Annotated in this window: 10 protein-coding genes; 4 read left to right on the top strand and 6 right to left on the bottom strand. The window is 47.3% G+C overall.

What is annotated here, in order from left to right; all coding sequences use genetic code 11:
• On the top strand, nt 1-990 hold the full coding sequence (locus F4Z13_07435) for an IS1595 family transposase (GenBank protein ID MXZ49055.1): 990 nt from the start codon (nt 1-3) through the stop codon (nt 988-990).
• Between the two features lie 327 nt (nt 991-1,317).
• On the opposite strand, the gene F4Z13_07430 is transcribed toward F4Z13_07435, so the two are convergent.
• Together F4Z13_07430 and F4Z13_07425 are read right to left on the bottom strand one after the other, a co-directional pair.
• Nucleotides 1,318-2,736 carry a hypothetical protein gene (locus F4Z13_07430; GenBank protein ID MXZ49054.1) on the bottom strand — a complete coding sequence of 473 codons (1,419 nt, stop codon included), beginning with the start codon at nt 2,734-2,736 and terminating at the stop codon, nt 1,318-1,320.
• Between the two features lie 77 nt (nt 2,737-2,813).
• A complete protein-coding gene (locus tag F4Z13_07425) occupies nt 2,814-3,914 on the bottom strand; it encodes a sorbosone dehydrogenase family protein (protein ID MXZ49053.1) in 1,101 nt (366 codons plus the stop codon).
• Nucleotides 3,915-4,208: 294 nt separating this feature from the next.
• Here F4Z13_07425 and tsaD point away from each other — a divergent pair, with 294 nt between their 5' ends.
• Nucleotides 4,209-5,228 carry a tRNA (adenosine(37)-N6)-threonylcarbamoyltransferase complex transferase subunit TsaD gene (gene tsaD, locus F4Z13_07420; protein ID MXZ49052.1) on the top strand — a complete coding sequence of 340 codons (1,020 nt, stop codon included), beginning with the start codon at nt 4,209-4,211 and terminating at the stop codon, nt 5,226-5,228.
• Here the strand turns inward: tsaD and F4Z13_07415 are convergent.
• Nucleotides 5,216-5,518: a Dabb family protein gene (locus tag F4Z13_07415; protein MXZ49051.1), complete on the bottom strand. Its 303-nt coding sequence runs from the start codon at nt 5,516-5,518 to the stop codon at nt 5,216-5,218. The genes tsaD and F4Z13_07415 overlap by 13 nt on opposite strands.
• Nucleotides 5,519-5,710: 192 nt before the next feature.
• Nucleotides 5,711-6,013: a Dabb family protein gene (locus tag F4Z13_07410; GenBank protein ID MXZ49050.1), complete on the bottom strand. Its 303-nt coding sequence runs from the start codon at nt 6,011-6,013 to the stop codon at nt 5,711-5,713.
• Nucleotides 6,014-6,168: 155 nt separating this feature from the next.
• On the opposite strand from F4Z13_07410, the gene F4Z13_07405 reads away from it, so the two are divergent.
• Nucleotides 6,169-8,895: a cyclic nucleotide-binding domain-containing protein gene (locus F4Z13_07405; protein ID MXZ49049.1), complete on the top strand. Its 2,727-nt coding sequence runs from the start codon at nt 6,169-6,171 to the stop codon at nt 8,893-8,895.
• Between the two features lie 9 nt (nt 8,896-8,904).
• On the opposite strand, the gene F4Z13_07400 is transcribed toward F4Z13_07405, so the two are convergent.
• Nucleotides 8,905-9,297, bottom strand: coding sequence for a hypothetical protein (locus tag F4Z13_07400; GenBank protein MXZ49048.1), 393 nt, complete (start codon nt 9,295-9,297; stop codon nt 8,905-8,907).
• The gene (locus F4Z13_07395; GenBank protein MXZ49047.1) at nt 9,269-10,045 is read right to left on the bottom strand and encodes a type III pantothenate kinase; all 777 of its coding nucleotides are present in this window, start codon (nt 10,043-10,045) and stop codon (nt 9,269-9,271) included. The genes F4Z13_07400 and F4Z13_07395 overlap by 29 nt, the downstream gene beginning before the upstream one ends.
• A gap of 264 nt (nt 10,046-10,309) precedes the next feature.
• Between F4Z13_07395 and F4Z13_07390 the strand changes: the two genes are divergently transcribed.
• Nucleotides 10,310-11,026 carry a hypothetical protein gene (locus tag F4Z13_07390; protein MXZ49046.1) on the top strand — a complete coding sequence of 239 codons (717 nt, stop codon included), beginning with the start codon at nt 10,310-10,312 and terminating at the stop codon, nt 11,024-11,026.
• Nucleotides 11,027-11,131: the final 105 nt, after the last annotated feature.

Raw genomic sequence — 11,131 nt, 5'->3', positions numbered from 1 at the left:
ATGTATATTATTACCATGATGAAAAAGAAAACATTTAAAGCTCCCGGTAAGGCTTACAGGGAGGGAATAGATCTTCTTGAACTTATGAAAATGTTTCCTGACGAAGAAACGGCCACTCGCTGGTTCGAATCCATTATCTGGGGCGATTCCCGTTTTTGCCCCAAGTGCGGAAGCGTGGAAACAAGGAAAGTTCCTAACGCCAAACCCATGCCCTACTGGTGCAAGGATTGCCGGAGTTATTTCAGCGTCCGTACCGGAACCGCTATTGCCCGTTCTAACGTCCCCCTTCAAAAGTGGGCGTTGGCTATCTACCTTTGCCTTACAAGCCTTAAAAGCGTGTCCAGCATGAAACTTCACAGAGATATAGGGGTATCCCAACCCACGGCGTGGTTCATGCTTCACCGGATACGGGAAGCATGGCAAACCGAAGGAAACAACAATTTTCAAGGCCCTGTTGAAGCTGACGAAACCTTTATGGGCGGTAAGGATAGAAACAAGCATGACAATAAGAGAAGCCATGTGCAAGGCCCTTCCGGCAAAACCGTAGTAATTGGAATAAAGGACAGGAAATCCAATAGAGTTGTTGCCAAGCGAGTTCCCAACAGGGAAAAGGAAACAGTACAGGATTTTATACGAAACAACACTTCCCCTGACGCTAAGGTCTATACCGACAACCATAAGAGTTACAGTGGGCTTCCCAATCATAAATCCGTAAACCATAGTGTCGGGGAGTTCGTCAAGGGTATGGCTCATACCAACGGTATCGAATCTTTCTGGGCCGGACTGAAAAGGGCGCACAAAGGGACTTTCCACAAGATCAGCCCTAAGCACCTTGATCGGTATATTCAGGAATTCGCGGGTAAGCATAATATGCGGGATTCAGGAACCCTCCTTCAAATGCGTTTCACCGTTGCCGGACTTATGGGACGCAACCTTCTCTACAGGGACCTTGTCCGGGACAACGGGCTTTCTTCCCTGGCAAGGGCGTAACAAGGCTTTAGCCAGCGTTTCCGGGGTTGCTCCTTTAAGGTCTCGTTCTTTGTCTATCATGGCTTTTTTCATTTTGTTTCCTCGTACAAATCGAGAGAAAGCAGAACCTTCCCGCCTGGTTGTGATTCCACTTCTATATGGCTTACTTTGTCTAACTGAAAGGGATGTATCACTCCTTCAAATTTTTTCTTATCATATTCGCAAGCGGATACCAGAAACCTGTTTTCCTTTATTTGTATCTCAAAATACAGTTTTTCCGCGGATATCTCCGCTCGCGTTAAAAATTTGGTTTTTGAATGTTTTGCGAATTTACTCACCTTTTTAGATTTATTTCCTCACTTGCGAAATCAAGTATTCTTGTGTTCTGTCGCCTTTTATCCTGTTACAGTATCCGCAAAGCAGTTGTAAATTCTCGTCTGTATCTGAACCACCTTTGCTTTTAGGTACTATGTGATCTACTTCAAAATCCTTTATTCTGTACCAGTGTCCGCAACCACTACACATTCCTTCCTGTTTACCGTACAGAATATTCTTAATATCTCTTGAACGTTTACCTCCGCGATCGGTAGGAATGTCGGTTCGGTGGATTAACTTGAGAATGGTAAATCCCAGTTCGTTTTGCATTCTCGATTTTACAAGTTCAGCAGCTTTAGGGGATATATCTATACCTACCCATTTACGATCTAATTTCTCAGCGGCAACACAAGTTGTGGCGCAACCACAGAAAGGATCAAGTATCATATCACCCTCATTACTTGACGCTTTAATTATCCGCTCTAGCAATTTTAATGGTTTTTGCGTTGGGTATCCGGTGCGTTCTTTTGATCGTGCCCCAAGAAGTAATTCTGTCTCAACCCATAAATTGCCGGGTGACACACCAGCATAATATTTCATATACGATCTTCGCTCTAACCCTTCTTCTGTAACAACAATGTTACCTTTTTGATATTCTTCTTCCATTTTCTCGTATTTCATTCTCCATCCTGTTGAATATGGTGGATAATGGCCCCGAAACTCATAGCATAAGTTAGGGCGATCTCCCATAGACGGCGACCGCCAAGCTGTTGTTTTAGTGTTGTATCGGTTTCCATATTCGTCGATTTTAGGAAACATATTATTGATTTCCGATTCTGTTAAATTTTTGATTATGCGCGGATCAAATTGGAAGTTTTTTCCTTTCGTATAAAACAACAAATGATCTACATTATTACCCCAACGTTTCGACGCGTGTTGACTCCCTTTGGCCCCTGATTCATTTCTTCTCCATACAATTTCATCTCTGAAAAATTTCCTTCCGAAAACTTCATCCATGAGCAATTTTAAGTAATGAGAAGCAGTGGGGTCACAATGAAGATAGATAGAACCTGTAGGTTTCAAAATTCGCTTCATTTCCATAATCCTGATGGCTATGTAAATGAGATAGCTCATCATAGACTTTCCGTGTATCTCTCTTGTAGTTTCCAAGAGTTTATAAAGACCAGGATATTGACTTTCTATTTCTCCATGCCATGCCAAGTCTATATCTGATAATCCCCATGTATCTTTGAATTCCGCACCCGCGGCTTGACTACCTATAGGAGCGGCATAATCATGGTTGGAATTAAACGGTGGGTCCAGATAAATGAGATCTATACATTCATCGGCTATACCTCGCATAACTTCAAGGTTATCACGGATAAAAATGGTTCTGTTTTTCATTTTTCCGCCTTGTACTAAATTGACAGACGGAATTATTTTATCAAACATGGTTGTATTTTGTCAAGTAAAGTTTATAATTCCCAATAATTTGGATAACAAAAATGCCTTGGTGATGCCCCGATCTTTCAGCGAGAAATCCTGTAAACGGCTCCCCTGCGGTCATCGGATACGAGCAGTGCTCCGTCGGGGGCAACTAGAACGTCAACTGGCCTTCCCCAAGCAGTTCCGTCACTCCCAAGCCACCCATGGGCGAACACATCGTATGAAGCCGCGTTCCCCAATTCGTCGAGGCGCACTGAGGTCACCCTGTAACCTATGGGCACGATTCTGTTCCATGAGCCGTGCTCCGCGATGAAGATCACGTTTTTCCAAGACGCGGGGAACATGGAGCCCATATAGAAGCGCATGCCGAGCGCCGCAACGTGCGCAGGAAGCTCCCACTGGGGAGAAGTAAATTCATCACAACTGCGCTCCGAACCGAACTGCGGATCTTGGACATCCGCCCCGTGGCAGTAAGGAAAACCGAAATGAAGTCCGGATTCCCCGGCACGGTTAAGTTCGTCCGGAGGGCTGTTATCATTAATTCGCTGGTCTCTGCTGATGTTGTCCCTTCCGTTGTCTGTAAACCAAAGCACACCAGATTCCGGATGCCAGTCAAAACCCACGGTGTTTCTCACTCCATGGGCGAAAACCTCAAGATTCGTTCCGTCGGGATTGACCCTCAGGATCGCTGCGTAGCGCTCGTCGCCCCTTTTGCAGACGTTGCACGGCGCTCCGACCGGAACATAGAGTCTTCCGTCCGGTCCGAACCGGATGAATTTCCACCCATGATGCGTATCCCTAGGAAGCGTATCAATGATGACTACGGGGGCTGGAGGAGATGAGAGACGGCTTTCGATCCCGTCATAGCGGAGAATCCGGCTTATTTCCGCAACATAAAGTGCCCCATCCCGAAACGCAACACCGTTTGGAGTATTGAGGTTGTCCGCAATTATATGGACAGTTTCGGCGTAGTTATCGCCATCCGTATCACTAAGGGCATACACGGTTTTAGACCTAGTACCGATAAACAATGTGCCATCGGCTCCAAGAGCAAGCGAACGTGCACCGGGTACTTCGTTTGAATAAAGGGAGATCGAAAAATCCCCGGGAAGGGATATGCCCGAGAGCATTGGGTCCACGGGAATCTCCAGGGGCGGTGTTTCCCCAAGAGTTTCAGTAGGCATTGGTTCCGAATGAGGTTCCTCGGATATCGATTCTGATGGAACCTCAACACGCTCGCCTGGGGCGGTTCTTTCCCCGCAACCGCAGGCAGACAAAAGAAAAATAAAAAGAGATGGAATCAGTATCCTGAAGATCTTCGGCATCAAAACCTCTACAACATAAAAACACTCACAACCCACCGAATGTTAACCGGAACACCTTCCCATGGAAACTGGGTAAAACCGAAAGCCCTTCCCGTTCACTAAATCGAACACTTGGGTAAAGTTATTATCCAGTTCATCAAAGAGGTTCGGTTTATGTCTTATCTCATTTTGGGTATTGAGACGTCATGCGACGAGACTTCCGCAGCAGTGGTAAGAGACGGAAAACAGATGCTCTCAAACGTAGTTTCCTCTCAAATCGACGTTCATAACGCCTTTGGCGGAGTCGTCCCGGAGATAGCGTCGCGCATGCACACGGAAATAATTCTCCAGGTAATCAATCAAGCACTCGAGACTGCCGAGACTTCAGCGGGGGAAGTTGAAGCCATAGCGGTAACCCAGGGACCCGGACTCATAGGTTCGCTCATGGTCGGAATTTCGACCGCGAAGGCCCTTGCATTCTCCCATGGGAAACCCCTTGTGGGAGTAAACCATCTGGAATCGCACATAGCAGTGGCGCATCTGGAGAACGAAATTGATTTCCCGTTTGTCGCACTCATAGTTTCCGGAGGACACACGAACCTTTACATGGTAAGGGGCTTTCTTGACTTCGAACTGCTCGGAAGCACGAGAGACGATGCCGCGGGGGAGGCTTTTGACAAGGGAGCGAAAGCCCTCGGGCTCGGATATCCCGGAGGAGTCGAAATAGACAGGCTTTCAAAAAACGGCGACCCCGACGCTATCAGTTTTCCAAGACCGTTTAACAATGAATCCCCTGATTTCAGTTTCAGCGGGCTTAAAACCGCTCTTCTTAACCACATAAGGAAAAACCCGGTTAAAAGCGAAGAGAGCCTCTTTGACGTATGCGCCGGGTATCAGGAAGCCATAGTGGAAACTCTTATTGACAAGACGCTTAATGCCACGAGGAAAAACGGAGTGGAAGGCGTCGTTTTAGCAGGCGGAGTAGCCTGCAACTCAAGGTTAAGGCAGCTAAGCGAAGAGAGAATAAGAAGCAAAGGAATAAATGTTTTTATCCCCTCGCCCGCTCTTTGCACTGATAACGCGGCCATGATAGCCACGCTCGGTTACCACATGTACGCAGATAACAGGGTGTCCGCACTTGATATATCTCCTTATTCAACCGCTAGACGGAACCAGAAAAATTACGTTTCGTAGTCGACAACAACCGCATCTATAGCTACCTGCCGAACGAACTGCGCGACCCTCTGGTGCTCGGGATGCTCCTTGTAGACCTCGAGATCTTCCTGCGATTCGAACTCGGAATAGAGAGCGATATCAAACGATGTGGGAAGTTCGTTAGAATTCCTGCCGATCTCCATTGTCTTTATCTCAGGAATGACATTTCTGAGCCCTTCAAGTTCCTCCTTGATCCTGTCCATGAGCTCACTCTTGTCCGCACCTTCGTGCGACTCCTGGATCTTCCACATCACTATATGCTTTATCACTTAGGTCTCCTTGGAAAAATATCCGTACCGAACAGTATAAACCATTTTTTCCGGAATTGCGAAAAAGCCCCCATCCTGTCTAGGCAGCTATCCGGCTTTTGACAACAGAGCATATTATGCCGATAAAAGCGGATAACAGGGTGTCTGTGCTCGATATATCCCCTTATTCGAAGCACGGCGGACCCAAGAAAATCACGTTTCGTATTCGACAAGAGCCACGTCCGTTCTTATCTGCCGGATGAACTTCCCGACCTTCAAGTGCTCGGGATGCTTCAGGAAAACTTCGTAATCTTCCTTCGAGTCGAACTCAGAATAGAGAGCTACATCGTACGCGACGGGAAGTTCGCTAAAACTCTTGCCAAGCTCCATAGTCTTTATCTCCGGAACAGCGCTTTTCAATCCCTCTATTTTCTGTTCGAACTTGGCAATAAGCTCATCCTTGCTCATTCCTTCGTGTGAATCCTTCAGTTTCCACATCACCATACGTTTTATCACCTGAGTCTCCTTGGAAAAAGTTTCTGTAGTTTTTCCAAACAATGTAAATTGTTTCTAACAAAATTGCGAAAAAGCCCTTGGTCTTATCCGGACGGTCAGCCGACTTCCGGCTATAAAGTATATTATGCCAACAAAAAAGGTATGATTTTATTTTTATGTGGGAAAAAAGAGAGATATTCAGCGAACTTCCGTTCGTTTCGAATTTCGAGAAAGACAAAACCGATTTCCTGCTTAAGATAGGCGAACTGATAGAAGTGCCGGAACGCTACGTTCTCACCAAACAGTTCGAACCGAGTCATTCTTTCTACTTCCTCGTAGAGGGCCTAGTAAATTTCTCAATCAGTGTCGAAGACAGAACCAATGAATTCTCGGTGGGGAAAAGTGACGAGAAATTCACTCCCGTAGGCTGGTCGGGTTTTCGCTCCCCCAAACGCTACTACACAACGATCACATGCGAGAGGCCCTGCGTCCTGCTAAAGTGGAGTCACCAGAATCTTGAAAAATTCTTCGATCAGGAACCCCTTCTGGGACGCGAATTCCTGCTTTTCGTTCTCGGCAAAAGCATAAACCTTCTAAAGCATGTCAGGACCGAGCTTGCGGAATACAACAACGTCAACTGGGACATTGAAACGGGAAAAACGGGCGGTTTTTCCCAAGAAGGGAGATACATATCCGTACCTAACCCGCTTCAGCTTCTTAGGCAATCTCCTTTTTTCGAGGTTTTCCCCGACAAGACACTGCACCAGCTGGCAAAAGCGACCCAGAAAAAATACTATCTAAACAACGAACCCATATTCAACCAAGGGGATACCCCCAAAGGAATAGACATACTGGCTTACGGAAAGGCGGCACTGTGCTTCTCTCCCGACGGGGCACAGGGAGGAATCGAGGAATCCGCCGCGCTTCATCTGATTAACCTCCCCGGATATCTGGTCGGATGGATGGGCGCCGCTCCGGACGGATCAAACGATGTCACCGCTGTTGCGAGCAGAAACTCTGTTGTTTACCACATAAGCGCCCGCAATCTTCATAAAATCCTGAATCAGGATCCCCACTCGGCACTGGCGTTGGCAAGAAGACTTTTGTGGTTGGTGTCAATACGGCTTCGAAATGCCCGCGCGGGGCTCATATCGCAAAGATACGAACGAGAAATACTTGCTATAAGTAACCTTATAGAGCAAAACTCCATGCAGTTAAGCGTAACCTCCCCCATCCATAAACTGCCCCATCTGCTAAACAGTCCGCTTACACTGGATGACGCTTTCCGGCTTCTGTTCAGACTGGAAAAAGAAGGCGAAAGTCTTGAGAGGGAATTGTCCCGTCTCAGCCTCGATATTCTCGGAAAGATCTACAAGGAATACAACTTTTTCGAGGGACTAAAAAACGTCTATCAGTCCGTGACCGCTGCACCCAAGTCGCTTTCTCCAAGTGAAATAAGAACCATGGCGGCCAAGCAGTTCGCTGGAGTCTTCAACAGCACTCCTTACGTAATTGAAGGCTGGGAGAATCTGCCAGATGAGCCGGGACACATATTCATATACAATCATCTGCTGAACCATCCCTATAACACCCTTCCCAATCATTTTCAGATTACGCTCGATTCCCACTTCATAAGCTCGATGGTTCTTTACGCCAAGTACGGCGAGGCCGGGATCCGCGTCGTACGCGTTCCAAGGGCGGAGGAATACGGACACGAATACTACTACGAAAGGCTCGGACACATAAATGTTTACACCGACGAATCCGATCTCTCCCAAGGAACCCCCGAGCGGAGAAAAGCTCGGAGGAAAAAGTTCTATGAAACGGCCAAAGATCATCTGGAAAAAGGATTTAACATAGTAATAAGCCCCGAGGGAACCAGCATGACGACGGAAGAATCGCCCGGTTCGTTCAAACTCGGCGCTTTTCTTCTGGCCGTATCCGTCTCGCCCGAACCGTACATCGTTCCCGTGGCCGTGGCGAACTTCGACAAAAGAATAAACCAGAATGTGTTCTCCCTAGTGATAAAAAAGCCCTTCAGGGTATCCGATTACGTAAAAAACCCGGAGGAGAACAAAGACAGCCTCTTTGAATTCGTCAGTAAATACGAAAACGAGTACAGAAAATATGTGGAAGAGGCAGCAGGACTCGCAAGGCGGGTGGAATCCACCAAGATAAACTTAAAAACCTTCGAGCAGGTCGAAAAAGAGTCCCCAGTAATCGATAAAAATCTGTTTGAACAGGATGTAAGGATCCTTGAGAGACGCCATGTGGGGAAAAAGAATGACGCGACGGTATTTTACGGCAGTTCAAGTTTCCGCCTTTGGAGGGTCATGGCAAGGAATTTCTCCGATTACAACGTCATGAATCTTGGCTTCGGAGGCGCCAGAATCGCCTACTGCCTCCACTATTTCGAGCGGCTCATAAAACCGAATGACGTTAAATCCCTGGTTTTCTATGCGGGCGATAACGATATAGGGGACGGCTGCATACCAAGACAGGTGCTGAATTTCTTTGTGGATTTTTACCACCGCTTCAGAGAATCCTACCCCCACACGAAATTTACCTTCGTCTCAATAAAACCGAGTCCCGTAAGGTTCCATTTTCTTGACAGAATCGAGGCATCAAACGATCTCGTAAGACAGTTCCTGTCGAGAGAACCAAATACCTTTTACCTGAATGTTTACGACCACATGCTGGATGAAAGCGGGAATATAAGGGATGAACTGTTCACCGAAGACGGTCTCCACATGAACAGAAAGGGATACACGCTATGGAAGGGTCTGTTTTTGGCGAATGAAAAGGAAATTTTTTACGACCCTAGATCCGAGGAATCTGAAAGGCAGACTAAACTCCTCCCGAAAACGGAAATCCACACCCAAGCACCCTCTGATTTGGCTTGAAACAACCCCCTACTGCCGTCCGCGCTCCCGCCCCGAAGAGGGAATCAGAAGCCACATCTTTCTTTTCGAGTGACGTCCCCAACTGGGAGAGAGCAGAACGTAATTGCCCCAAAGGAGCGGTGAATCATCGAGATTAAAAGAGAGTCTGAAGGAACCTTCGTGACTCGAAACGTACCTCCCGGAAACGAAAAAATCGGCTTTCGCCGCGGAGGACTGCCCGCAGAGAAAAGGCCAAAGATCATTTTCTTCAAACTCAACCCCGATAGCCTTCTCCCTCTTGTCCATCCATTGCGCGTTTGGAAAAACCCAGTGGCGATGACCGTCTTTGAGTTCCAAGGAAAGAACAAAACAGGTGGTTTCCGAGACGATTTTCCTAACAGAGTATCTGAGAGTTGAGTTCATGGAGCAGTCTCAGGCCGTGGAGAGCAAGGTCCTTGTCGACTTGGTTCACGCAGGCGCACTCCTCAGAGATCGCTTCGGCAAACCCCCCGGTAATTATGATTTCGGGAGAAGAACCAATCTCCTCTTTGAGTTTCGCGCAAAGCCCGTCAATCATCGATGCGTAACCGTAAAACAGACCCGACTGTATGCACTCGACGGTGTCTTTGCCTATCACCTGCTCGGGCTTCTCGGGATCAACCTTCGGAAGCTTGGAAGTTCCGTGGTAAAGCGCCACCGTGGAAAGCTCGATCCCGGGGACTATGACTCCGCCTAGGTATTCTCCTTTTTCGGAAACACAGTCAAAAGTGGTCGCCGTACCGAGATCAACCACTATCACGCTTCCACCGAAGCGGTGATAAGCCGCAACGGCGTTTGCTATTCTGTCGGCTCCGAGTTCTTCGGGACTATAAATCCGCATCGGCATTCCCGTTCTTGTCTCAGGACCCACGATTATAGGCCGGTGACCGAAATATTTCTCCACCAGTTTCGCCACCCCCTCCTCCATCTCGGCGACCACGCAGGAAAGTATGGAACCGCTGAACGAAGAGGGAGATATGTCTTTCTCGTCCATCTTTCCAAACAAGATAATTCCGTAGTCGTCAGGACTCTTGGTTCTGTCGGTATCAATCCTGAAACTGTATACGAGTTCCTCTCCGGAAAATATTCCGACCATTATGCTAGTGTTACCAACGTCAATTGCGAGAAGCATGGCTAATCAAGTCCGGTTATCGTGATCTAACTCGTTAATTTACAGGTGCAGGCGCTTCTGGAACAACAAAATATCGTTAATTCCGAACGCAGGCAAACCGGTTTTGAGGGGAGTATAACTTAAAAACCGGACAAACCGAAGCACTAAAATTTCCTTGGATATTGATACGAAAACGGGCCCCTAAAATAAATAAAAATTCTATAACCTTTCCTATACTGATTGTGTTATAGCGGAACTATTAGTCCAAAAAGGAGGGGTTTTGTTATGTGGAAGTTTTACAATAGTCTTACGTTGCGCCGTTTTCAAGGGATACGCGGTCTCGGAATTCTTGCTTTATCGGTGGCGTTCTGCCTTACAGGATTGCTAGCGCTCTCATCCTGTGATGATGACGATGACGAAGCGGAAGCGCAACCAATTGAGATGAGAGGATTCTACACCAGTGTTAATGCGGATGGTACGACGGATTGTACGAATGAAGACGTTGACTTGCGCGAGGAAGAGGCCGGAGATCTCAGTGAGCCCAACGTCAGGATCACCGCAAGAGGCGTCGCTTTCGGATCTGCATCCTTTATACAGGTAGGAGTAAAAGTAGGCGAAAGCGATACGAATGCCGAAACTATTTCAACTTATTACGTAAGCGAGACGGATGGAAATTTTGACAGGCCCGGAGCATATTTTCTGGTAGCAAAAACCGACTCTGGTATTGATGCAGAAACAATATATACCGGTTACTGGGCCGGCTACGCCTACCGTCGCGCCGCGGACGCCACAGACTATCAACCTGTGGTAATTTGTCCATACGTAATGGTACCGGCAGGAACTCCTGGGTTAGAAGACATAGGAGCAGGCGACTGTGGTGAAATGGGCGGAGACACCGTGCATCCCGCACTGGAACAATATCTTACAGACGCTGACGGTTCTCTTAGGGATTGCCATGATCTTTTGGATGCTGACGGCATACTGTCTCCCACGAAACGGTAATTGGGATACTACAAAAAACGGCAGAGCATAACTTTTAGAAACGGGCATCAGGTTAACAACAAACCTGCATGCCCGTTTTTTGCCTGTTGAACGATTTAAACAGTC

This window comes from Candidatus Dadabacteria bacterium, assembly GCA_009837205.1.
GTDB lineage: Bacteria > Desulfobacterota_D > UBA1144 > Nemesobacterales > Nemesobacteraceae > Nemesobacter.
Note: the sequence above shows the minus strand (reverse complement) of the source record. Positions and strands in the feature narration are given on the sequence as shown.